At 73.5% G+C, this 23087-nt stretch carries 20 protein-coding genes and 1 pseudogene; 11 read left to right on the top strand and 10 right to left on the bottom strand.

The annotated features are described in order from the left end of the window. The first annotated feature begins 833 nt into the window (after window positions 1-833). Both ACIQBJ_RS20555 and ACIQBJ_RS20550 read left to right on the top strand, forming a co-directional pair. Window positions 834-1406 carry a recombinase family protein gene (locus tag ACIQBJ_RS20555; RefSeq protein ID WP_400712124.1) on the top strand — a complete coding sequence of 191 codons (573 nt, stop codon included), beginning with the start codon at window positions 834-836 and terminating at the stop codon, window positions 1404-1406. A gap of 900 nt (window positions 1407-2306) precedes the next feature. Beyond that, window positions 2307-3350: a Scr1 family TA system antitoxin-like transcriptional regulator gene (locus ACIQBJ_RS20550; protein ID WP_400712121.1), complete on the top strand. Its 1044-nt coding sequence runs from the start codon at window positions 2307-2309 to the stop codon at window positions 3348-3350. A gap of 143 nt (window positions 3351-3493) precedes the next feature. On the opposite strand, the gene ACIQBJ_RS20545 is transcribed toward ACIQBJ_RS20550, so the two are convergent. Beyond that, window positions 3494-3994 carry a DUF1772 domain-containing protein gene (locus ACIQBJ_RS20545; RefSeq protein ID WP_400712118.1) on the bottom strand — a complete coding sequence of 167 codons (501 nt, stop codon included), beginning with the start codon at window positions 3992-3994 and terminating at the stop codon, window positions 3494-3496. A 130-nt stretch (window positions 3995-4124) separates the two neighbouring features. Between ACIQBJ_RS20545 and ACIQBJ_RS20540 the strand changes: the two genes are divergently transcribed. Next, entirely contained in the window at window positions 4125-5078 is a 954-nt protein-coding gene (locus ACIQBJ_RS20540; RefSeq protein ID WP_400712115.1) for an AraC family transcriptional regulator, read from the top strand. Window positions 5079-5273: 195 nt separating this feature from the next. Next, window positions 5274-6548, top strand: a complete 1275-nt coding sequence (locus ACIQBJ_RS20535; RefSeq protein ID WP_400712112.1) for a hypothetical protein — start codon at window positions 5274-5276, stop codon at window positions 6546-6548. On the opposite strand, the gene ACIQBJ_RS20530 is transcribed toward ACIQBJ_RS20535, so the two are convergent. Together ACIQBJ_RS20530 and ACIQBJ_RS20525 are read right to left on the bottom strand one after the other, a co-directional pair. Then, window positions 6499-7347 (bottom strand): ABC transporter permease, encoded by an 849-nt coding sequence (locus tag ACIQBJ_RS20530; protein ID WP_400712109.1) that lies wholly within the window; start codon window positions 7345-7347, stop codon window positions 6499-6501. The two genes, ACIQBJ_RS20535 and ACIQBJ_RS20530, sit on opposite strands and share 50 nt — an antisense overlap. A 6-nt stretch (window positions 7348-7353) precedes the next feature. Beyond that, window positions 7354-8946 carry a dolichyl-phosphate-mannose--protein mannosyltransferase gene (locus ACIQBJ_RS20525; protein WP_400712106.1) on the bottom strand — a complete coding sequence of 531 codons (1593 nt, stop codon included), beginning with the start codon at window positions 8944-8946 and terminating at the stop codon, window positions 7354-7356. Between the two features lie 147 nt (window positions 8947-9093). Between ACIQBJ_RS20525 and ACIQBJ_RS20520 the strand changes: the two genes are divergently transcribed. Further along, window positions 9094-10113 (top strand): MerR family transcriptional regulator, encoded by a 1020-nt coding sequence (locus ACIQBJ_RS20520; RefSeq protein WP_400712103.1) that lies wholly within the window; start codon window positions 9094-9096, stop codon window positions 10111-10113. Window positions 10114-10171: 58 nt separating this feature from the next. Here ACIQBJ_RS20520 and ACIQBJ_RS20515 read toward each other — a convergent pair whose 3' ends face one another. Continuing rightward, a complete protein-coding gene (locus tag ACIQBJ_RS20515; RefSeq protein WP_400712100.1) occupies window positions 10172-11452 on the bottom strand; it encodes an MFS transporter in 1281 nt (426 codons plus the stop codon). Between the two features lie 144 nt (window positions 11453-11596). Between ACIQBJ_RS20515 and ACIQBJ_RS20510 the strand changes: the two genes are divergently transcribed. Beyond that, entirely contained in the window at window positions 11597-12160 is a 564-nt protein-coding gene (locus tag ACIQBJ_RS20510; RefSeq protein ID WP_400712097.1) for a MarR family winged helix-turn-helix transcriptional regulator, read from the top strand. 109 nt (window positions 12161-12269) lie between these two features. On the opposite strand, the gene ACIQBJ_RS20505 is transcribed toward ACIQBJ_RS20510, so the two are convergent. The 3 genes from ACIQBJ_RS20505 to ACIQBJ_RS20495 all read right to left on the bottom strand — a co-directional run bounded on the left by ACIQBJ_RS20505 (window position 12270) and on the right by ACIQBJ_RS20495 (window position 15480). Then, complete coding sequence (locus ACIQBJ_RS20505) at window positions 12270-14072, bottom strand: glycosyl hydrolase family 18 protein (protein WP_400712094.1); 1803 nt, start codon at window positions 14070-14072, stop codon at window positions 12270-12272. A 267-nt stretch (window positions 14073-14339) separates the two neighbouring features. Next, the gene (locus tag ACIQBJ_RS20500; RefSeq protein ID WP_400712091.1) at window positions 14340-14858 is read right to left on the bottom strand and encodes a hypothetical protein; all 519 of its coding nucleotides are present in this window, start codon (window positions 14856-14858) and stop codon (window positions 14340-14342) included. A gap of 58 nt (window positions 14859-14916) precedes the next feature. After that, window positions 14917-15480 (bottom strand): DoxX family protein, encoded by a 564-nt coding sequence (locus tag ACIQBJ_RS20495; protein ID WP_400712088.1) that lies wholly within the window; start codon window positions 15478-15480, stop codon window positions 14917-14919. Window positions 15481-15599: 119 nt separating this feature from the next. Between ACIQBJ_RS20495 and ACIQBJ_RS20490 the strand changes: the two genes are divergently transcribed. Next, entirely contained in the window at window positions 15600-15917 is a 318-nt protein-coding gene (locus ACIQBJ_RS20490; RefSeq protein WP_400712085.1) for a barstar family protein, read from the top strand. 17 nt (window positions 15918-15934) lie between these two features. Further along, complete coding sequence (locus tag ACIQBJ_RS20485) at window positions 15935-16576, top strand: MarC family protein (RefSeq protein WP_400712082.1); 642 nt, start codon at window positions 15935-15937, stop codon at window positions 16574-16576. Here ACIQBJ_RS20485 and ACIQBJ_RS20480 read toward each other — a convergent pair. Then, window positions 16569-18008, bottom strand: a pseudogene (locus ACIQBJ_RS20480) (DHA2 family efflux MFS transporter permease subunit); the annotation flags it as partial. The gene ACIQBJ_RS20485 and the pseudogene ACIQBJ_RS20480 sit on opposite strands and share 8 nt — an antisense overlap. A gap of 93 nt (window positions 18009-18101) precedes the next feature. On the opposite strand from ACIQBJ_RS20480, the gene ACIQBJ_RS20475 reads away from it, so the two are divergent. Further along, window positions 18102-18662 (top strand): TetR/AcrR family transcriptional regulator, encoded by a 561-nt coding sequence (locus tag ACIQBJ_RS20475; RefSeq protein ID WP_400712079.1) that lies wholly within the window; start codon window positions 18102-18104, stop codon window positions 18660-18662. Window positions 18663-18711: 49 nt separating this feature from the next. On the opposite strand, the gene ACIQBJ_RS20470 is transcribed toward ACIQBJ_RS20475, so the two are convergent. Next, entirely contained in the window at window positions 18712-19143 is a 432-nt protein-coding gene (locus ACIQBJ_RS20470; protein ID WP_400712076.1) for an Lrp/AsnC family transcriptional regulator, read from the bottom strand. Between the two features lie 165 nt (window positions 19144-19308). On the opposite strand from ACIQBJ_RS20470, the gene ACIQBJ_RS20465 reads away from it, so the two are divergent. After that, on the top strand, window positions 19309-20136 hold the full coding sequence (locus ACIQBJ_RS20465) for a tryptophan 2,3-dioxygenase (RefSeq protein ID WP_400712073.1): 828 nt from the start codon (window positions 19309-19311) through the stop codon (window positions 20134-20136). After that, window positions 20133-21362 (top strand): kynureninase, encoded by a 1230-nt coding sequence (gene kynU, locus ACIQBJ_RS20460; protein ID WP_400712070.1) that lies wholly within the window; start codon window positions 20133-20135, stop codon window positions 21360-21362. The genes ACIQBJ_RS20465 and kynU overlap by 4 nt, the downstream gene beginning before the upstream one ends. A gap of 67 nt (window positions 21363-21429) precedes the next feature. Here kynU and ACIQBJ_RS20455 read toward each other — a convergent pair whose 3' ends face one another. After that, window positions 21430-22935, bottom strand: coding sequence for a choice-of-anchor A family protein (locus ACIQBJ_RS20455; RefSeq protein WP_400712067.1), 1506 nt, complete (start codon window positions 22933-22935; stop codon window positions 21430-21432). Window positions 22936-23087 lie beyond the last annotated feature (152 nt).

Genomic DNA, 23087 nt, shown 5'->3' with positions numbered 1-23087 from the left:
GGACACGTTGAATCGTCAGATGGAAGCCTCCGATCCTGAGTTCAAGTACTGGACGGCGACCGGGGTTTGACTGCATGACCACCTCTCCTCTGCTTGGGGTGCACAGGAGCCTAGGGCCGCTCACGGCAAGGGTGTTAGGGGGTCACGAGGGGCAACGTGTTCATCGTGTTCATGATCCTTTAGCAGGGGGTGACCACCTGTGCCACGTCGACCCCGCCCCCCGTGCAGCATCCCCGGGTGCCCCGAGCTGACCCCCCGTGGTGGTCGCTGCCCGAAGCACCAGGCCGAGGCCGAGCAGCAGCGCGGAACTCCGAGCGGAAGCGCGTACGGCCCGAGGTGGCCGAAGATCAGGCGCGCCTACCTGCACGCCCACCCGTGGTGCCTGCTGTGCGCCAAGCCGGCGACCGTCGCCGACCACTTCCCAGAGTCGTGCCGCCCGCTGGTCGCCCGCGGTGTCGCCGATCCGGACGCGCGGTCGCGGCTCCGCCCGCTGTGCACTCACTGTCACAGCCGCGAGACGGCCGTTCACCAGCCCGGAGGCTGGGCGAGCGAGCGCATCAAGCCTGTTCGAGGCCCCGACCTGCACTGACACCCAGGGGGCGCCTCCCCCTCCCGGGGAGGTAGCGCGGCAGGGAGGGAAAACTCTTACGTGGCCCATTGAGCTGTTTCGGTGGGTATGTGACGCAGGGTCACCCTAGTTCAGGGTCTCAGAAACGATGGTTTATGAGACAGTCGGCGAACGGGCCCCGAAGGGGGCAAGGGTGTTCATAACTCGTCTCAAAACCCCTTGAAGGCCCTTGTGGTTATGAGACGAGTTATGAGACGGTTGGGCCATGGCGAAGAACACCGGACACATGATCGGCTACGCCCGAGTCTCCACCGATGACCAAGAAGCGCACCTCCAGCACGACGCGCTGACCGTAGCGGGCTGCTCCCGGATCTTCACGGACAGGGCCAGCGGGAAGAACACCGACTGTCCGGAGCTTGCCGCCGTCCTGGACTACGTGCGCCCCGGCGACACCCTGTGCGTGTGGAAGCTGGACCGCTTCGCCCGTTCGCTGATCGACCTGGTGACGATGGTGGACGCGCTGTCGGCCCGGGGCATCGGTTTCAAGGTGCTGACGGGGGCGCTGGCGAGCATCGACCCGAACACCCCCGACGGCCGCCTGATGCTCCAAGTCGTGGGCACGATGGCAGAGTTCGAACGGAGCCTGATCAAGGATCGCACCCGGGCCGGCCTGGACGCCGCCAAGGCACAGGGCCGTACCGGTGGTCGGCCGAACGCGCTGGACGCCGACAAGCTCGCCACTGCCCGTGCCCGCCAGGCGAAGGGGGAGAGCGTCACGGCCATCGCCAAGGCACTCGGCGTGAGCCGCGCGACCCTGTACCGCCACCTCGGGGAGTAGCGCCGCTGCGCCGACACAGAGCCGTCCACCTGCTGCGGGTGGGCGGCTATCCCCGTATCAGGGCGAGGAGGGCAAGGGCGTTGCGGAAGTTCGGCACGCTGACGCTCTGCGATCCCGGGTCCGGCTCGCCGTGCGTGCCCTGGGTGCGACGCCGTTTTTTGGATGCCCGGTCAGAGATGCTCTGGCCAATAGACGGCCCATAGGTGTCCGCTTCCATCGGCGAATCTCTGGTGCCCGTACTGGTCGGACTCTCCCAGAACGGCAAGTACTTGGAGGTGGTCCACGTCGCCGTCGTCGGAGCGCACAGGGAGCTTGATCCTGACCCCTTCCGCCACCCGCGACACCCGCACCTCCTCTCCCGTCAGCGACGCCAACCGCGACGCCGCCTCCCAAGCCCGACGAGACGCCTCCGTCACCGTTCCCTCGCCCCGCGCTCCGGCGGGGCAAGTTCGCCCAGCGTGGTCAGGTGCTCTCGCCCGTCTCTCAGGTTCCGGACGAACACCCCGCAGGCGTGCACCGCCATTACCCGCACTGGTTCGCCGGAGCGCCTGTCGTAGGCTTCCTGTCCCTCCGTCGGCTCCCACCGCTCACCCATGAGCGTCCGCCCAGCGCGCCGCCTCGGTGAAGCTGTAGAACACCACGGGTTCACCATCCAGCCCGGTCACGGTCCCACCAGTCCCGCCCATGACACCCCACAGATCGAACTCGCCGGGCGGCGTGGGCAGGGGGACGACTCTGTACCGGGGCTGGACTTGGGCGGCTGCCGACATGGGTTGGCTCCTGTGCTTCGCTGCGGGGTTTCCGCTACAAGAGTCGTCTCGTGTACCTACGCTGAGTAGGCATCAGGTGGTGACATGAAGTCCGTCACCGGAGGGAGCGGGAGTGGGTCGTCGGGAATCCGTGCAGGAGCAGGCGTTCTGTTCACCTGCGTTCTTCGCCGCAGAGTTGGCGGAGGCGCGCGAGAACGCCGGGTTGTCCCAGGGCGAGTTGGCGCGGCTGATCCCTTGCGACCGATCCCTGATCAGCCGGATCGAGGCCGGCGAGCGCGTGCCGAACGAGGACTTCGCCCGAGCCTGCGACAAGCTCCTGAACACAGGTGGCCTGCTGCTGCGAGTCTGGCAGCGGGTGCCCTGGCACCAAGAGGTCGAACACCCCGACTGGTTCCGCCGCTTCGCCGAGATGGAAGCACGGGCAACTGATCTCAGACAGTACGAGATTGCCTGGATTCCGGGCTTGTTGCAAACCCCGGCGTACGCCCGTGCGGTCCTCTCGTATGGAGACGCGGCAGGCGATGACGACCTGATCAGCGAACGGGTCGCAGCGCGACTGGGCCGACAGGAGCGGTTCCTCAAAGCGGGCGCCGATCCGTCCCTGGTGGTCGTCCTGGATGAAGCAGTGCTACGTCGCACGGTCGGCGGTCCGGTGGTCATGGCGGAGCAACTGCGCCATCTACTCGAACTGGCGCAGCGCCCCAACATCGTCATCCAGGTCGCGCCCTACGACGTCGGCGAGCGTGCCCCGTTCGGCGCGTCGTTCACTCTGCTCAAGCTGTTCGAGGGTCCGGAGTGGCAGTACACGGAATCGCTCAGCCGGGGAGCCTTCTCCAACAACCCGAGGCAGGTCGGGGAGCGCTCACGCGCCTATGATCGGCTCCGCGCCGAAGTGCTGTCAGCGCCAGAGTCGGCCCGCCTGATCCTCCGCATCATGGAAGGACTGTTGAACATGGACCGGAAAATCGACCTGTCCACCGCCCAGTGGCTCAAGAGCAGTTACAGCGGCAGCGACGGCGGACAGTGCGTCGAGGTCGCATACAACTTCGTCGCCGCCGGGGTCGTACCGGTCCGGGACAGCAAGGACCCCGAGGGACCGGCTCTGGTCTTCTCTGTGGACGCCTGGCGGACATTCGTCACCAAGGTCGCATCGGGAGACTTCCCCACTTCCTGACAGCCTCACAGGCCCCAGGAGGGCGAATCCCAGAGCTAACTTCATGTGAGTGTCTTAACAACTTTCTTGATCTTCACTACGCTCATGCCGCCCATCCTCCCCCACCTCACGCCCGCGCCCCGGGCAGGCCCGCTGACGGGGTGTCAGGAGCTGCGGCCGGTGAGGGCGAGGGCCCAGGTGAGGCAGGCGAACGCGGCGGTGGCGGCCAGCGCGCGGACCAGGTTCCAGCGGACCCAGACCTGTTCGAAGGCGGCCCGGACGGCGGCCGGGTCGGCGAGGTCCGCGGGGGCGCCGGCGGCGGCGAGCCGGTCGTTGAGGGGGACGTTGACGGCGGCGGTGACGACGATCATGCCGACGTACAGGACGGCGGCGGCGCCGATCCAGAGCAGCGCGGTGCGGTCGCCGCCGCCGCGCCACTGGAGCAAGGCCGCCAGGACGATCAGGACCAGCGCGCCGAGGAAGCTCAGCAGGAACCACCCGTTCAGGATGGCCACGTTGATCCGCTGCATGGTGGCGACGAACGCGCGGTCGTCGACCTGGGCCAGGCCCGGCATCACCGAGCAGGCGTAGGAGTAGAAGAGTCCGGCGCTCAGCCCGGTGGTGAGGACGGCGCCGATCAGTGTCACCGTACGCAGAACTGCCATGCCGTGCGCCCCCGTTCGTGTGGTCATGACGCCCAGTCAACCCGGCGGCGGCCCCGGGTTCCATGGCCGAGGCGCTCGTCCGCATGCGCGGGCGTCCACCAGCGTCCGCGCCGCGGCTACGCTGGCCGCCATGGACGCGCTCACCGCACTGCTGGCCGGGCCCCGGGCCCGCGGGGCGTTCCTGCTGCGGTCGGTGTTCGATCCGCCGTGGTCGCTGCGGATCGAGGACCGGGCCCCGCTGACGCTGCTGACCACGGTGCGCGGCGACGGCTGGATCGTGCCGGACGGGGCCGCGCCGGTGCCGCTGCGCCCCGGCGACCTGGTGATCGTCCGCGGCCCGGAGCCGTACACGGTCGCGGACCGGCCGGACACCCCGCCGCAGGTGGTGGTCCTGCCCGGGCAGGTGTCGGCCACGCCCGACGGGGAGCGCCTGTGCGAGGAGTTCGACCAGGGCGGGCGGACCTGGGGTCCGGCCCGGGACGCGGCGACGGTGCTGCTCAGCGGCACCTACCAGTTGCACGGCGAGGTCGGCGGGCGGCTGCTGCGGGCGCTGCCGCCGGTGCTGCGGCTGGACGCCGCGGAGTGGAGCTCGCCGCTGGTGGCGCTGCTGGAGGCGGAGATCGACCGGGACGAGCCCGGGCAGGAGGCGGTGCTGGACCGGCTGCTGGACCTGCTGCTGATCTCGGCGCTGCGCCGCTGGTTCGCCGGCGCGGACGGGCGGGCCCCGGCCTGGTACCGGGCGCACGCGGACCCGCTGGTGGGCCGGGCGCTGACCCTGCTGCACACCGACCCGGCCCGGGCCTGGACGGTGCACGGCCTGGCCGCGGAGTGCGGGGTGTCCCGGGCCGCGCTGGCCCGCCGGTTCACCGGCCTGGTCGGCGAGCCCCCGATGGCGTACCTGACGGACTGGCGGCTCGCCCAGGCCGCCGACCTGCTGGCCGCGCCGGACGCCACCCTGGACGCGGTGGCCCGCCGGGTCGGCTACGGCAGCGGTTTCGCGCTCAGCGCCGCGTTCAAGCGGGTCCGCGGGATCAGTCCGCAGCGGTTCCGCGAGCTGGCCGCGGCGGAGGATCGGACGGCCTGAACGGCCCGAACGGGTGGGGCGGCGGGGGCCGGACGGGTCGCGCGGGGCCCCGGGGAGCGCCGGACGGACGTTCACACCGTCCGATTAGCCATCAAAGCGGACAGGAAGCGGGTCCGGGACCGGCCTTCCCTGTCGCCCCGGGGAATGCTCCTGCATAATCACCCCGTTCGATTCCGACCCGAGGAGGACCGGCCCATGCCGGCAGAGCGCTGCCCCCGCTGCGGCACGGCACGGACGGCCGGCCGCTGCGCGTGCGACGCCGCCTCCCCGGTCGAGGACACCGCCGTCCTGCCGCTGCTGGACGGCCCGGAACTGGTCCGCCCGTACGTGGCCGGCGCCTCCGTCGTCGAGCCCGGCGACCCGGCCGGCGACCCGTTCGCCACCCGGGTCGGCCCGCCGTCCGGGCCGCCGGTCGCCGCGCCGCCGGTGCAGCCGATCGTGCCGCCCGGGCCGGTCGCCGCCCCGCCGCCGCCCGGTCGGCCCCCGCACGTCCCGCAGGCCGCCAGCCCGTTCGGCCCGCCGCAGCCGGACGCCGCCGAGACCCGGCTGCTGCCGCCCGTCCCGCCGCAGGGGCCCGCCGGGTCCGACCCGGAGGCGTTCGCGCTGGGCCGGGTGGTGGTCCCGCCGCAGTCCGCGGCGCCCGCCGTGGAGGTGCTCCGGCCGATGGCGCCGGCCGAGCCGGCGCCCCAGCTGTTCCGGCCCGACCCCGCCGAGCCGGCCACCCGGTTGCTGCCGCCGGTCCCCGCCGCCCCGGCCGAGCCGGGCCCGCCCCCGGCGGACCTCGGCATGTTCACCTTCCGCGAGGAGGGCCCGGAGGAGCCGGTCAGCCGCGCGGACCGCCGGGAGCGGCGCAGGCAGAGCGCCGACCGCAAGCGGCTGGTGATCGCGGGCGGCGCGGTCGGGGTGACGGCGCTCGGCGCGAGCCTGGCGATGCTGCTGGCCTCCTCGCCGACCACGGTCGACAACGCGCTGCCCGCACCGACCGGCCCGGCGGTGTCCGCGCCGGCCGAGATCGCCCCGGACCCGAGCGCCACCTCCGCCGCCCCGTCACAGTCGACGCCCTCCCCCTCGCCGAGCCGCAGCACGGCCCGCCCGACCCAGAGCGCCGGCAAACCGGCCCTGGCCCCGAGCCCCCCGGCCGCCCCGAGCACCCCGCCCCCGTCCTCCGTGCCGCCGTCGCCGGCCCCGACCGCGGGCCGGGTGCTGAAGTTCGGCGACACCGGGCCGGAGGTGACGGCGATGCAGCAGAAGATCATGACGTACTGGTGCAACCGGATCGGCCCGCTCACCCTGGACACCACCCGGTCCGGACAGACCGGCTTCGGCGACTGGACCAGGCAGCGCCTGTCGGACCTCCAGCACGACCTGTTCGACGACGCCAGGCCCGCCGTGCAGTACAAGGACGGGGTCTACGACGCCGTCACCCAGCTCGCGCTGCTGCAGACCCCGGTGAGCCCGAACTACTGCTGACGCCCCGTCGGCCCGGCCCGACCAGGCCCCGGCCGACCAGTTCGAGCACCGCCGTCACCGCCACCGCCTCCACGGCGAGCAGCGCGACCAGCACGAACAGCTGCACCGCGCCCGCCTGGACGGGCGTCGCGCCGCCCAGCAGCATGCCGACGAACGCGCCGGGCAGGGTGACCAGTCCGACGGTGCGGGTCTGGTCGAGGGCGGGGACCAGCGAGGTCGCGGCGGCGGTCCGGCAGATCTCCAGCCGGGCGTCGCGCTCCTCGAAGCCGAGTGCCAGCGCGGCCTCCACCTCGCCGTGCCGCAGCCGCAGTTCGTCCAGCGCCCGCCGCCCGGCGAGCGAGGTGGCGGTGAGCGCCCCGCCGATCAGGATGCCCGCGACCGGGACGACCGTCAGGCCGCGGGCGGGGAGCAGCCCGGCGGCGAGCAGCAGGAGCAGCACGGGCAGCACCCCGGCCGCGATCGGCACCGCCGCCCACAGCCACTCCCACCGTCCGGCCCCGCCCGGGCGGTCCCGGGCGTCCCGGCGGCCGCCCTCGCCGATCCGGCGTCCGGCGGTCCGCACGGCGACGCCGAACATCAGCAGCACGAACAGCGCGGACGCCCAGAGCGAGCGCACCACCCAGGCGATCACCAGGGCGACGGCGGCGAGTTGGACGGCCGCCCGGAGCCCGGCGCGCAGCACCGCCCGGCCGTGGCCGAGGCCGCCGCGCCCGGCGACGAGCGCGGCGGCGGCGAGCAGCAGCAGGCAGGCGGCGCCGAGCGCGGGCGTCACCGGAAAGAGCTGGGACGAGGCGCTCACGGGGCGTCAGATCCAGCTGGTGAACCACATCCGGGCGCGCCAGTCGGACATCGGGATCACCTCCGCGGTGTACAGCGGGTGGAAGAAGGCGAAGCAGCCGACGATCGCGAGCACGATCAGGCCGGCCCCGGCCGCGCCCCAGGCCCGGCGGCGGGGCGGGCAGCCGGCCGGGCCGAGCATCGCGCCGAGCATCTGGGTGACGGCCAGGGCGAGGAACGGTACCAGCAGCACCATGTAGAAGGAGAAGATCGTCCGGTGCTGGTACTGGAACCAGGGCAGGTAGATCCCGGCGACGCCGGCCAGGATCGCGCCGGAGCGCCAGTCCCGCCGGAAGAACCAGCGGTAGAGCGCGTAGGCGAGCGCGAAGCAGGCCGCCCACCACAGGAACGGGGTGCCGAGGGCCAGGATCTGGCTGGCGCAGCCGTCCGCCGAGGCGCAGCCGCGCTGCCCGTTCGGGACCTGCTCCCAGTACATCGAGACGGGGCGGCCCTGGACGAGCCAGCTCCACGGGTTGGACTGGTAGGTGTGCGGGGAGGACAGGCCGGTGTTGAAGTCGTACATCTGCGCGTGGTAGTGCCACAGGCTGCGCAGCGGGGCGGGCACCCAGGTCATCGGGAGCTGCGGGAGCGGGATGTCGACGATCGGGGTGCGGGCCGGGGAGAGTCCGGCCCGGCCGTCGGCCCAGTGCCGGTCGTAGCCGCCGCCGGTGGCGAGCCAGCCGCTCCAGGAGCCGAGGTAGACCAGCAGCGCGGCGCCGGGCATGGCGAGCGCGGCCGGCCACAGGTCGCGGCGCAGGGTGGAGCGCAGGGCCCGGTGGGCGCCGGCGGCGCGGCGGCCGGCCCGGTCCCAGAGCAGGACGAGGACGGTGAACACGGCGAGGATCTGCAGGCCGTTCCACTTGACGGCGCAGGCCGCGCCGAGCAGCAGGCCCGCGCCGATCCGCCAGGGGCGGAGGCCGAGCCGGATCTCGTCGGCGGCCCGGCCGCCCTCGGCGCGGGCGGCCCGCAGCAGGTCGCGGGTCCGGTCGCGGTCGACCAGCAGGCAGCCGAACGCGGCGAGCACGAAGAACGCGGAGACGCCGTCGAGCAGGCCGACCCGGCTCATCACGAACTGCAGGCCGTCGACGGCGGTGAGCAGTCCGGCCACGCAGCCGAGCAGGGTGTTGCGGAACAGCCGCCGCCCGATCCGGGCGACCAGCAGCACGCCGAGCGTGCCGAGCAGGGCGACCACGATCCGCCAGCCGAAGGGGTGCAGGCCCCAGAAGTGCTCGCCGACGCCGATCGCCCACTTGCCGAGCGGCGGGTGGGCGACGAACGCGGGGGCCTGCCCGAGCGGGACGACCTGCGGGACGCCGAGGATCAGCTGGTTGGCGTTGTCGGGCCAGACCGCCTCGTAGCCCTGCTGCCAGAGCGACCAGGCGTCCTTGGGGTAGTACGTCTCGTCGAAGACGAAGGCGTTGGGGTGGGGCAGGTCCCACAGCCGCAGCAGTCCGGCGAACGCCGCGACCGCGAGCGGGCCCCACCAGCCGAAGCGGTCGGCCGCCGCCGGTGCGGCCCGCCCCGCCCGCAGGCCCCGCCGTTCCAGCACCGCCAGCGCCATGTCCGCCCCGTCCGCCCGCCAGTTGACGACTTGTCCGCAATGTCCGCATCCTAGCCTGCGGCCCGGGCCGGACGGCGCGCCCCGAGGGGGGTATCGCGCTCGCGTACGGTTGACCCTCGACCAGGTCGAGGGCACAGGGTGTGCCGGGTGGAGAGCACCATGCGCAGCATCGGCGAGATGGCCAGGGCCAGCGGGCTCGGCGTGAGCGCGCTGCGGTTCTACGACGGCGCGGGCGTGTTCGTCCCCGCCGAGGTGGACCCGCGGACGGGCTACCGCCGGTACGCGGCGGAGCAGTTGCCGGACGCCCGGCTGCTGGCCCGGCTGCGCCGGGTCGGGATGCCGCTGGCCGGGATCACCCGGGTGCTGACCGGCACCCCGGGGCAGGCCCGGGCCGAGCTGGACGCGCACCTGCGCCGGCTGGAGGACGGCCTGTCCGACGCGCGCCGGGAGCTCTCCGCGGTCCGTTCCCTGCTCGATTCCCGGGAGTTCCCCATGCCGCAGTCCGTGCTGACCCTCTCCGCCCCCGCCCTGGCCGCCGCGCTGGACGCGGTGCGCTTCGCCGCCCCGGCCGGCGCCGACCTGCCCGCCGTCGCCGGGATCTTCCTGGACGCGGAGGACGGCGTGCTGCACCTGGTCGCCACCGACCGCTACCGGCTGGCGGTCGCCGACTGCCCGGCCGAGCTGTCCGGCCCGGCGGTCTCGGCGCTGCTGCCGACCGCGCTCGCGGACGCCGCGCGGGCCCTGCTCGGCGACGCCGAACAGGCCGAACTGGTCTTCGACGGCGGGCAGTTCACCGTCCGGGCGGGGGGCCGCGCACTCTCCGGGGAGCCCGCCGGGCACGACTTCCCGGACTACCGGCGGCTGCTGCGGCTGGAGCCGACCCACCGGGTGGTGCTGACGGCCGACCAGCTCCGGGCGCTGCCGCTGGACACCGCCGCCGACCCGGACGTCCCGACGGCGGCGCTGACCGCCACCGCCGCCGACGCCCTGCCGGGCGCGGAAGCCCCGGAGGGCCTGCTGGTGCACGTGAACCGGGACTTCCTGCTGGAGGCCGCGGGCGGCGCCGAGCAGCTAGTGCTGGAGCTGGGCGGCCCGATCGCCCCGCTGGCGATCCGCTTCCCGTCCCGGGCCGACACCTTCTCGCTGCTGATGCCGATCGCCCGCTGACACGAGGGTCCGGCGGAGCGCCGTCGCGCCCCGCCGGACCCTCGTGGTCTCCGGGCCGTCAGGCCGCGGTCTGCAGTTCGCGGATCTCGCGCTGCGGGACGGCCAGCACCCGGACGTTGTCCTGGGCGGGCGTCAGGTGGCCGCGCAGCCGGACGGCGAGCGCGACGATCAGCAGGGTGCAGAGCGCCATCGAGGCCAGGTAGAGCGGCCAGGTGCCGGAGCCGACCAGCAGGACGCCGACGGCGGGGCCGACCGCGACCGCGATCTGCTTCACCAGGGCGTACCCGGCGTTGTAGGTGCCGAGCAGCCGGGCCGGGGCGAGGTCCGCGACGATCGGGCCCATGGTGGGCGCGAGCAGCGACTCGCCGACGCCGAACAGGGCGTACACCGCGACGATGGCGACCGTGGCGGCCACCGCGTCGGAGCGGACCACGCCGGCCACCAGGGCCATCGCCCAGGCGCCCAGCCAGACCAGGCCGGCGGCGGCCATCGCGGTGGTGCGGCGGCGGCGCTCGGTCATCCGGACCACGAACATCTGCAGCAGCACGATGGTCAGCGCGTTGGCGCCGATCGCCAGGCCCAGCGTGGACGGCGCGGTGCCGACCGTGTCGGTGGCGAACGCGGCCACGCCGGACTCGAACTGGCCGTAGCAGGTGAAGAAGATCAGTCCGGCCAGCAGGCAGAGCCGGAGCATCGCCTTGTCCGCGACCAGCGCGCGCAGCCCGCCGCCGGGCCGGGCCGCCGGGGCGCCCGGGGCGGCCGGTTCGACGGCCTCGGCGGGCATCCGGGCGGTGCCGGTGACGGCGGCGAGGCCGAGGAAGGTCAGCGCCTCGATGGTGAACAGCCGGGTCAGGCTGGCCGGGTCGGCGGTGTCGACGATCTGGCCGCCGACCAGCGCGCCGATGCCCATGCCCAGGTTGACCAGGGTGAACTGGAGCGCGAAGGCGCGGGACCGCTCGGCCCGGCCGGTGCAGCGGACGATCATCGTGGCGAGCGCGGGCTGGCAGGTGGTGACGCCCGCGCCGAACAGGAAGGAGGACACCAGCAGCGCGGGCGTGCTCGCGGCCTGGCCGAACGCGAAGGCGCCGGCGGCGGCCATCGCGGTGCCGGCCAGCAGCACCGGGCGGGGACCGTACCGGTCGATGCCGCGGCCGGTGAACGGCAGCACGGCGAGCGCGGCCAGCGCGAACACGGTGAACACCGCGCCGGCCGCCGCGGTGCCGAGGCCGCGCACCTGGTCCACGTACACGAACATGTACGGCAGGGTGAACCCGCTGCCGAAGGCGCTGAGCGCGTTCCCGATCTGGACGCGACGCAGTCGGCCGCCCCACTCCTTCACCGCACACCCCTCTTCTTCGTTCGCCGGGGAGCCGGACCCGCGCCCGACTTCAACCCGTAAGATTTCAGACCTAAAGTCTTACCATCGAAACCTTAACGGGTCAAAGGCTTAAGTCCTGCACCCCTCGCGTGGAACAATGGGTGCATGAGCGCACGCAGAGCGGAGCCGGAGACCGCCACCGAACTCGGCATCGCCGAACAGGTGGCCGTCTACCAGCGGGAATTCCCGACCGTGGACCCGCAGGTGGAGACCATCGTGTCGACGCTGTCCCGGCTCGCCCGCCGGATGAACGTGGCCTACGGCCGGCAGCTGTCCACCCTCGGCATCACCTCCGCCGAGTGGGAGGTGCTCAAGGCGCTGGTGATCTCCGGCCGCCCCTACCGGCTGGGCCCGGGAGAGCTGGCCAAGCGGCTCGGACTGACCCCGGCCGCGATGACCCACCGGATCGACCGGATGGTCGCCGAGGGCCTGGTCACCCGGGAGCGCGACGAGGCCAACCGGGTCCGGGTGATCGTCGAGCTGACCCCGGAGGGCCGCGACAAGTGGCTGGAGCTGATGCGGATGGCCGCCGTCTTCGAGGCCGACGTGCTCCAGGACGTCCCGGCGGCGGCCCGCCCCGAACTGTCCGCGACGCTGACCCGGATGCTGCGCCGGATCGAGGAGTCCCAGCCGGACGCCCTCGGCCGCACCGAGGACCTGGACTGCTGACGGTCCCCCGGGAAAAGGACGAGGGGCGCGAGGGAGATGACCTCTCCTCGCGCCCCTCGTCGTCAGGGACGGTCACGCGGCCGGTCGGGGACCGGCGGGATGCCGTGGATCAGCAGGCGCCGTTGTCGGTCCAGACGCCCCACTGGCCGCTCAGCGTCGGGTCCTCGCCCTGGGTCCACCACTTGTTGGTGTAGTTGTGGCCCTTCCACGACACCTTGGTCGGGGCGGCGTAGACGGTGGCGGAGTTCCAGCTCGGCAGGGTGCAGGCGCCGGAGGTGGCGGACTGCGACGGGGAGGCCGAGACGGAGGTCGACGGCGAGGCGGAGACCGAGGTCGACGGGGACGGGCTGGCCGACTGCGAGACCGAGGTCGACGGCGACGGCGAGGCCGACTGGGTCGGGGCGGCCGGGCAGGCGGCGGCGGAGCCGTTGGTCGCGGTCACCATCTTGTCGAACAGGCCGGTCTGGGTGCCCAGGTCGTACATCGAGAAGGCGAAGGAGCCGCCGAGGCCGTTGCAGTGCGCGTAGTCGACCTTGGCCTGGATGGACTGGGCGTTCTCGCCGGACCAGAAGGTGGTGCCGTCGTAGAAGTACGCGGTCTTGGCGGCGTCGTCCCAGTAGGTGTAGTTCGGGTTGTCCACGAAGCCGTTGAGCTCCTTGAACATCCGGATGCCGTTGACGTTGCCGGAGTAGGTGCCGCCGGTCGCCGGGCCGGTCGCCTTCTGGAACAGGCCGTGGTTGGCGCCGGCGGTCACGCCGGTCCAGCCGCGGTAGTAGAACGGGATGCCGACGTTGATCTTCTTCGCCGGGAAGCCGCCGGGGATGCCGTACTGCGGGTCACCCACGGTGTACGCCTTGATGGCGCTGTCCAGCGAGTACTTCCCGTTGCCGCCCGGGACCGGGTTCATCGGGTCGTTGGGGTTGGTGTAGATCGGGGCCTGGTGGTTGGTCGGGCCCTGCGCCTCCCAACCGCCGTGCATGTCGTAGGTCATGATGTCGATGAACGTCAGGTACTGGCCGATCTTGTCGGTCTCGACGTTCTTGATCTTGTCCTGACCGGCGCCGACCGCGGCCGCCAGGCCGTAGGTCTTGTTGTCGGTCTTGCCCTGGGCGTCCAGCTGGCTGCGGAACTCGGCGAGCAGCGAGGTGAAGTTCTGCTTGTCGGCCGGCGCGGCGTGGTTGCCGGTGTGGCCGCCGCCGCCCGGGTACTCCCAGTCCAGGTCGAAGCCGTCGAAGATGCCGGCACCGGTGCCCGCGCCGCCGTAGCCGCCCTCGGAGGGCAGGTTGCCCTTGATGAACATGTCGATGCAGGAGGACACCAGCTTCTTGCGGGAAGCGTCGGTGGCCGCGGCGTCGGAGAAGTACTTCGAGTAGGTCCAGCCGCCGATGGAGAGCAGGACCTTGAGGTTCGGGTTCTTCGCCTTCAGCTTCTTCAGCTGGTTGAAGTTGCCGACGATCGGCTGGTTCCAGGTGTCGCCCACGCCGTCGACCGAGATGTCGGCGCCGAAGCTCTTCTGGTAGTCCGCGAAGGAGTCGCCCGCGCCGTCGCCCGCGTTCGGGTCGTCCTCGTTCTGCGACGCGGCCTTGTTGGCCTCGAAACAGGACAGCGTGGTCGGGTTGATGTTCGCGAAGTCGTAGATCAGGTAGTCGAGCTTCCCGGCGGCACCGGTGTCCTGCATGGTCTTCAGGTAGTAGCCGTTGGCGTAGATCGACCACTGGTCGAAGTACGCGACCTTGATGCCGCCGCTGGTGGCGGGCGCGCCGGTCGAGTTGGTGGGGGCCGCCTGGGCGGTGCCGCCGGTCAGCGCGAGGGTGCCGCCGAGCAGCAGGGAGGCCGCGGTGCCGGCCGCGAGCGCGGCCCAGCCCTTGGGCCGCCGCCGCGCGGGCGACTGGGTGGAAACGGAACGAAGCATGGCTGCGTGACTCCTGGTCGTGGGGGTCCTGCCGCACCCGGGCTCGAACCGTGCGAGGTGGGGCCGCACAGCCATGGGCATGACAGGGGAATCGAGCGATGGCCTGCACAAACATCGGGCGCCGGGAAGCCGAACCGGCGCCGGTGGTATGGACCACCGGCGCCGGCCCAGGGGCTCCCTGCACCTGCCAAGTAAAATGGACTAGACCAACTCGACCGTCAAGAGCGGGTTCTGACGCTTACGCCACGCTTAAGGTTCGGTGTCCGGTCAGTACCGCAGCGCGTTCGCCACCACAGGCGTCACGGTTCCGTTCAGCGCGCGGTTGCTCTTGGCCGTGGCCTGCGCGGACGCCCCGGCGGCCACCTCCGGCACGTTCACCACCGCCGCGTCGAGCAGGTTGCCCGACCCGTCGTCGAAGTTGACCTGAATCGTGTACTTGCCGGACTGGGAACCGTGGTTGGTGACCGTCAGCGGCACCACGACCTTCCCGTCCGCGTCGGTGCTCGCGGTCCCGGCCACCACGTCGGCCTTGGCGTCCAGGCCGCCCTTCACCCCGGCCAGCGCCGAGGAGGCGGCGGCCTGCGCGGAGGCGCCCAGCGAGGCCGCCGCCGAGCCGATCGCGGCCGTCGCGGAGGAGGCCGCCGAGGCCACCGCCGACTTGGCGTTGTCCAGGGCGGAGGACACCCCGGGGGACGGCGAGCCGTCCGAGGAGCAGCCGGCCAGCGCCGCGCCGCCCAGCAGGGCGGCCGCGGTCCAACCGGCGGCGGCCCGCATCGATCGCTTCATCAGTGCTTCCCTTCGGTGAGGGGCGCCCGGCGGGTGCCCGGTGGTGCCCCGCGGCTGCTCAGGAGAGTCCGCTGCCGTCCTCGCGGACCGCCTCGTCGGCGGCCCGCGCCTCCCGCCTGCGCACCTCCTCCTGACGGCGGGTCACCACCGCGGCGGCGCCCAGCGCGCTGGCCGCGAAGGCCAGCAGTCCCATCCAGGGGCGGTCGAGCCGGTGCCCGAGCGCGGCGTCCAGCGAGTAGCGGCCCGCGCCGGAGACGCCCAGCGCCAGGCCGCAGGCGCCCAGCAGCGCCGGGTACTCGTAGCCGCCGCCCTGGGCGAAGAAGCCCGCCGGGGCGTGCACGGAGGTCGCGCCGGCCATGGTGCCGGCCACCATGGCGCCCGCCGCCGGGGTGGCCAGGCCGACCGCGAGCAGCGCGCCGCCGCCCGCCTCGCCCAGGCCCGCCGCCAGCGCGCTGCGCTCGGGCGGGACGAAGCCCATGTGCTCCATCCCCTGCGCGGTGCCGGCCAGGCCCCCGCCGCCGAACCAGCCGAACAGCTTCTGCGTCCCGTGCGCGAACAGGACACCGCCGACGGCTCCGCGCAGCGCCAGCAGACCGAGATCCTTGCGGTGCAGACTGGTCATGGTGTTGCCCCTGGTGTGGGAGAGATGACAGATAGGGCCCATCCCAGCGCGCGCACCGGCCCCGCTCGACCCGGCGAACCCATCCGGGCGACGCCGCCACCGGCAGACAGGAGCTCCCGATGCCCACCGCACCGCAGCCGCCCGCGTACGTCCTGCACGGTGAGCGGGCCACCGGCGAACCCGCCTTCTGGGCCGAACTCGGCCGCGCCGTGCACGCCCCCGACGGCTACTACGGCCGCAACCTGGACGCGCTGGCCGACTGCCTGCGCGGCGGCTTCGCCCCCGAGCCGCCGTTCACCCTGCACTGGCGGCGGGCGATGGACTCGGCGCAGGCGCTGACCCGCCGGGTGACCGGCCCGGACGAGGAGGAGCGCTCCTACTTCGACGCGGTCCTCGACGTGCTCCGCCAGGGTGGCGTCACCGTCCTGCTGGACTGACGCCCCATCATGGGCCCATGTCGACGATCAATCTGAGCACCGTGTTCGTCACCTTCTTCGCCGTCGTCGGCCCGCCCAAGGTGCTGCTCGCGTTCGCGCAGCTCAGCCAGACCCGGACGCTGGCCGAGCTGCGCAAGCTCACCCTGGTCTCCTCACTGGTGGCCGCGCTGGTCGGCCTGGCGCTGGCGTACACCGCGGACTACGCGGCGGCGCTGTTCCACATCTCCGACCAGTCGCTGCAGATCGCCGGCGGGGTGATCTTCTTCATCTACGCGGTGGCCCTGGTGCTCGGGTTCCACCTCGGCGGCGGCGACGACGGCGACCACCTGCAGAACCCGCTGGCCGACGGCGTCCGGGCGCTGCTGCTGCCGTACGTGGCGAGCCCGCTGGCGATCACCGCGCTGCTGGTCGAGTCGCTGACCCGGGACAGCTTCGGCTGGCACTCCACGGTGGCGCTGATGTACGTCGCGGTGATCGCGGTGGACTGCGCCTGCGTGCTGCTGCTCGCCCCGCTGCTGAAGGCCAGCCGGCGCACCTCGCTGGAGGTGGTGTCCCGGCTGCTGGGGCTGCTGCTGGCGGCCGTCGGCGTGGAGATGGTGCTGTACGGGCTGGAGAGCCTGGGCGTGCACTTCGCCGAGTCGCAGAACGGCAGCCACTGACGCCGGGCCGGGACGGCGGGTCCGGTCGGGGCGCCGGGCGGCCGGGCAGCAGCAGGCAGAGCGGGACGGCGAGCAGGGTGAGCGCGGCCGACCAGCCGAAGGCGGTGGCGAAGGCGTCCGCCGGGGCCCCGGTCGCGGCGGACTGGAGGACGGCGGCGAGCAGCGCGGTGCCGAGCGAGCCGCCGATCTGCTGGGCGATCCGGACCAGCACGCCGGCGTCCGGGACCTGCGCCCGCTCCAGGCCGAGGAAGCCGGCGCTGCCCAGCGGGACCATCGCGGTGCCGAGGCCGAGGCCGCGCAGCAGCAGGGCCGCGCCGAGCAGCACCGGGTCGGCGGCGCCGAGCGCGAACGGGACGGTGGCGGCGGCGGTCAGCGCGAACCCGGCGAGGGCGACCGGGCGCGGGCCGTACCGGTCGGTGAGCACCCCGGCCCGGGTGCGGGCCAGCAGCGCGCCGACGCCCTGCGGGATCAGCGCCAGCCCGGCGCCGAGCGCGTCCTGGCCGCGGACCTGCTGCCAGTACAGCGGGAGCAGCAGCATCGCCCCGTAGAGCACGGTGCCGCCGAGCAGGCCGAGTCCGGTGGCGGAGGCCAGCGGGCGGTGGCGCAGCAGCCGCAGGTCGAGCAGGGCGCCGGGGCGGCGCAGGGCGCGGGCGGCGAAGGCGGCCAGCAGGGCGGTGCCGGCCAGCAGCGGGAGCGCGGCGGCGGTGCCGGCGCCGGCCCGGGACAGGCCGTACAGCAGAGCGGCGGTGCCGGGCGGGAGCAGCAGCAGGCCGGGGAGGTCGAGGCGGGGGCGGGGATCGCCGGGGGCGGGGCGGTCGTCGGGGAGGTTGCGGTGGGCGAGCCAGCAGCCGACGGCGCAGAACGGCAGATTGGCGAGGAAGATCCAGCGCCAGCCGGCGACGCTCAGCAGCAGGCCGCCGAGGACCGGGCCGAGCACCGGGCCGAGCGCGGTGGGCAGCGTGACGGCGGCCATCGCCCGGCCGAGGCCGCGGCCGCGGGCGGCCTGGACCACCAGGGTGGCGATCAGCGGCATCATGACGCCGCCGCCGAGGCCCTGGACGACCCGGGCGGCGATCAGTTCGGGGGCGGTGCGGGCCGCCGCGCAGAGCACCGAGCCGAGCAGGAAGACGCCGAGCGCGGCGATCCACAGCCGCTTGCCGCCGAGCCGGGCCTGGGCCCACCCGGCGACCGGGAGGGCGGCGGCGACGGCCAGCAGGTAGCCGGTGCTGACCCACTGGACGGTGGTCGGCGCGGCGGGCAGGTCGGCGGCGAGGTCGGGCAGGGCGACGGTGGTGACGGTGGTGTCGAGGACCACCGCGAGGGCGCCGACCACGACGGTGGCGGCGAGCCGGCGCACGGCGGGGTCGACGGGTTCCCGGGGCGGGGCGGCGGGGCGGGCGGCGGCTGCCGCCGCCGTTCGGGCGTGCCGGATCACGGCAAGGCTCCTTAAGATATAGAGTCCTATCTTGCGAACCTCACGGTAGGGCGCGGAGATAAGATAGGCAAGTCTATCCAAGGAGGACGGATGGCCGAGCGGCGCCGCGGCGCGGAGCTGGAGCGGGCCCTGCTGGACGCGGCCTGGGCGGAACTCGTCGAAACCGGCTACGCCGGGTTCACCATGGACGCCGTGGTCAAGCGGGCCGGCACCAGCCCGCCCGTGCTCTACCGCCGCTGGCCCGACCGGGACGCGCTGGCCCGGGCCGCCATCGCGCACGTGCTGGCCGCCGCCCGGCTGGAGGTCCCCGACACCGGCAGCCTGCGCACGGACCTGCTCACCCTGATGCGGGCGATCAACGCCACCCGCGCCGAACTGGTCGCCCTGATGAGCGTCCAGCTGGCCGGCTACCACCGGGCCACCGGCACCGCCCCCGCCGAACTGCTCGCGGCCGGCGGCCCCGACGGCACCGAGGCGATCTACGACCGCGCGGTGGCCCGCGGCGAGGCCGACCCGGCGAAGCTCACCCCGCGGATCCGCGCGCTGCCCTTCGACCTGCTCCGGCAGGAACTGCTCACCGCGCACGCCCCGGTGCCGGACGAGGTGCTGGCCGAGATCGTCGACACCGTCCTGCTGCCGCTGGTCCGCTGACGGAGCGTCGGGGCGGTCGGGGCGTCGGGCGTTCGGGGCGGTCGGGCCGTCAGGGCGTCAGCGGCCGCCAGGGCACCGGGCTGGACAGGATCATCGAGCTGGTCGGCTGCCCGTAGCCGCCCAGCCGGTCGGTCAGCCGCTCGAACGCCGCCATGTCCGGCACCCCGACCAGCAGCACGCAGCACGCCCCGCCGGTGACCCGGTGCAGCTGGAACACCTCCGGCCAGTGCGGCACCTCCGGGTCGCGCAGCACGCAGCGCGGCCCGTAGCACTGCACCGTCACCAGCGCCATCACCGCCGCCCCGGCCTTCGCCGGGGCCAGGTGGGCGTGGTAGCCGGTGATCACCCCGTCCGCCTCCAGCCGGCGGACCCGCTCGGCGACCGCCGGCGGCGACAGGTTCACCCGGCGGGAGAGCTCGTTGAACGACAGCCGCGCGTCGGCCTGCAGTTCGGCCAGCAGCAGGCGGTCCACCGCGTCCATCGGGGCTCCTTTTCGTTCATGAGGCGATCGGCCGCGATCGGCTTGCGAACAGCAGGCCGACTGGGCCATCCGGGCCACGACGGCCATTCAAGTGCACGCCTCCGCGCCGCACAATGGTGACCGGCCCGTCGAGATCCGGAGCGGGCGGAACCAGGAGGTACCGGCATGACCGGGCAAGCCGACCGTCCACACCTGCGGTTCAGGCCCGAGCAGGAGCCCGGCGTATCCACCCCGTACGCCCGCTACGTGCACCTGGCCGAACTGCACGCGCTCCAGCAGCCCCGCAGCAAGGAGCCCGCGGAGTACTCGTTCATCGTCACCACCCAGGTGATGGAGCTGCTCTTCGACCTGCTGCACCACGAGTGGACGGCCGCCCGCGCCGCGCTGCGCGAGGACGACCTGGACGCCGCGCTCGCCGCGCTCCGCCGCGGCCACCACACCCAGGACGTGCTGGTCTCCTCCTGGGACCTGCTGGCCACCATGACCGCCGCCGAGTTCAACGCCTTCCGGCCGGTCCTCGGCGAGGCCTCCGGCTTCCAGTCCTCCGCCTTCCTGCGGCTGGAGTTCCTGCTCGGCAACAAGAGCGAGCGCCTGCTGACGATGTACCAGGACTCCCCCACCGAGCACCAGGAACTCTCCGCCGCGCTGCGCGCCCCCAGCCTGTACGACGAGGCGCTGGCCCTGCTCGCCCGCCGCGGCCAGGCGATACCCGAGGCGCCCGTCACCGACCGGCACCGGCACGACGACGCCGTCGAGGACGCCTGGCGCGCCGTCTACACCGACCCCGGACTGACCGACCTGGCCCGGCTCGGCGAGGCCCTGCTCGACACCGCCGAGCGGGTCACCCGCTGGCGCCAGCGGCACTACTCCTCGGTCAAGCGCACCATGGGTGCCAAGCCCGGCACCGGCGGCTCCAGCGGCCTCAACTGGCTCAAGCAGGCCGCCGACCAGGACGTCTTCCCCGAACTGTGGACCGTCAGGAACACCCTGTGACCCGAACCCGCGAAACCTCCGCCGCCCTCGACGCCGCCGACCCGCTGCACGCCCTGCGCGCCGAGTTCACCCTCCCCGCCGGGGTGCTCTACCTCGACGGCAACTCGCTCGGCGCGCTCCCCCGCCGCACCCCCGGCCACCTCGCGAAGGTGGTCGAGGGCGAGTGGGGCGACGGCCTGATCCGCTCCTGGAACGACGCCGGCTGGTTCCACCAGCCCGGCCGGCTCGGCGACCGGATCGGCGCCCACCTGCTCGGCGCCGCCCCCGGCCAGGTGGTGGTCTGCGACTCCACCTCCGTCAACCTGTTCAAGGTGCTCGGCGCGGCCCTGCGGCTGCGCCCCGGGCGCACCGCCGTGCTCGCCGAGCGGCGGGCCTTCCCCACCGACCTGTACATCGCCGACGGCCTGACCGGGCTGCACCCCGGCACCCGCCCCGTGCTGCTCGACTCCGCCGCCGACCTGGACGCCGCGCTCGGCCCCGACACCGCCGTGGTGCTGCTCTCGCACGTCGACTACCGCACCGGCGAACTGCTCGACATGGCGGAGACCACCGCCCGGGTGCACGCCGCCGGGGCCCTGGTGGTCTGGGACCTCTGCCACACCGCCGGCGCCCTGCCGATCGAACTGGACGCCGCCGGCGTCGACTTCGCCGTCGGCTGCGGCTACAAGTACCTCAACGGCGGCCCCGGCGCCCCCGCCTACCTGTACGCCGCGCACCGCCACCAGGACGCCGCCCGGCAGCCGCTCACCGGCTGGTTCGGCCACGCCCGGCAGTTCGACTTCGAGCCCGGCTACCGGCCCGCCGACGGCATCACCCGCTTCCTCACCGGCTCCCCGCCGATCCTCGGCCTCGCCGCGCTGGAGGCCGCGCTCGACGTCTGGGAGCTCGCCGACCCGGCCGCCGTCCGCGCCAAGAGCCTCGAACTCACCGACCTCTTCCTGGAGTTGACCGCCGACCTGGACGTCGAACCGGTCACCCCCCGGGAGCACGCCCGCCGCGGCAGCCAGGTCGCGCTGCGCCACCCCGACGGCTACCGGATCGTCCAGGCGCTGATCGCCCGCGGCGTCATCGGCGACTTCCGCGCCCCCGACCTGATGCGCTTCGGCTTCACCCCGCTCTACCTCTCCCGCACCGACGTCCACGACGCCGTCGACGCCCTGCGCGAGGTCCTGGCCACCGGCGAGTGGCGCGAGGAGCGGTTCGGCCGCCGCGGCGAGGTCACCTGACCTGCCGTCACGGCGGAGGGCCGTAACCCCACCACGGGGTTCCGGCCCTCCGACGTGCTCAGCGCACTCAGCTGTGGCGGCCGCGGCCGCGGCGGGCCAGCGCGATCACGCCGCCGCCCAGGCCCAGCAGCACCGCGGCGGCCCCCGCCGCCGGCGCCACCAGTCCGTCACCGGTGCTCGGCAGCGACGGGCCCGACGGCGAGGAGGGCACCGGCTTCGGCGTCCCCGGCGTGCTCCCGGACGGCGCCGGCGCGGAACTGGTGCTCCCCGACGGCGACGGCGAGGCGGAGGACGAACTCGGGCTCGGGCTCGGGCTGCCGCTGTCCGAGGGCGACGGGGACGGGGACGGGCTGGTGGAGTCGCTCGGCGAGGGCGACGGCGAGGGACTGGTGCTGTCGCTCGGCGACGGGGAGGGGCTCGGGCTGGTGCTGTCGCTCGGCGACGGCGACGGGCTGGTGCTGTCGCTCGGGGACGGGGTCGGGGTCGGGGTGGTGCAGACCGGCAGGTCGCCGTCGAACGGGAACGCGTGGAGTTCGGTGCCGGAGCTGGAGTTCTCCTGCACCAGGTTGCCGGCCAGGTACACCCGGCCGTTGGTGCCCGGGTTGGTCAGCGTGGTGGTGCTGCCCGGCTGGCCCGCCATGATCGACCCCATGAACTGGGCCACCCCCGAGATCGTCACGTCGGTGGCGTTCGGGAAGTTCCACATCAGCTTGGACATGATCTGGTTGGTCGAGTCGCCCGGGACCGTCGGCGGCAGCGGGAAGTTGCCGCTGTAGGTGTTGATCAGCACGTCGGTGCCGGTCATGTTGACGATGACGGTCGCCCCGGCCGGGATGTCGGTGAACTCGATGCCCGCCAGGGTGCCCGCCGCGCCGATGTTGCCGCCGAAGTCGAACACCTGCCGGGCGCTGGTGCCGTCGCCCTTGAAGGTGTAGGTGTTGCCGCTCTGCAGCACCACGCCGGTGGCGGTCTGCTGCTTCATGCAGTCGGAGTGGCCCTCGATGATCGGCGTCAGGCCGGTGTACGCGGCCACCGCGTCGGCGCGCTGGATCAGCTGGCCGTCCGGGGTGATGTCCGTGGTGCCGGCGCCCTGGCGCTGGCCGCCGTAGACCACGTTGCCCCACACCGTGCCCTTGGAGTCGCTGCCGCCCGTCCCGAGGATGTTGCCCTGCTCGATGTCCAGGTTCCCGCCGACGGTGACGTGGTCGGTGCCGCTCTGCGGGGGCACCCGGGAGCCGACGCCCGCCACGCCCATGTCGAAGCGTCCGCCGCCGGCCTTGTCGATCTTCAGGTTGCCGATGGTGACGATCTTGCCCTCGGCCTCGGCGGCCCGGCCCTGGACGGTGTAGTTGCCGCCCACGTAGACGTTCAGGTTGTTGTCGTAGCCGGCGAAGTCGCCGTTGTTGTTGTCGTTCGGGTACGGGTTCGGGCAGTTGCCGACGCAGGGCCCCAGCGGCGGGGCCAGCTGGTCGGCCTGCCCGATCGCCGCCAGGGTCAGCACCGGCGCGGCGACGAGGGCGGTCACCACCGCGAACCTGAGCAGCGGATTCCTGGTTCGGACACCGGTTCGCACGGGTACCCCTCTCGCCTGACGGTGGGTCACGGACAGCAGACCCGGCCAGCAAAGGGCCCCGGTGGGCGCGCCCCGGGCAGCGGGCCCCGGACGCGCCGGGGAATCGTTCGAACGGACTATTTTGGGAGTCCGCCGCCGCCGCGTCCCCGCGG

This window comes from Kitasatospora sp. NPDC088391 (assembly GCF_044753345.1).
GTDB lineage: Bacteria > Actinomycetota > Actinomycetes > Streptomycetales > Streptomycetaceae > Kitasatospora.
This window is presented reverse-complemented; position numbering and strand designations above follow the sequence as displayed.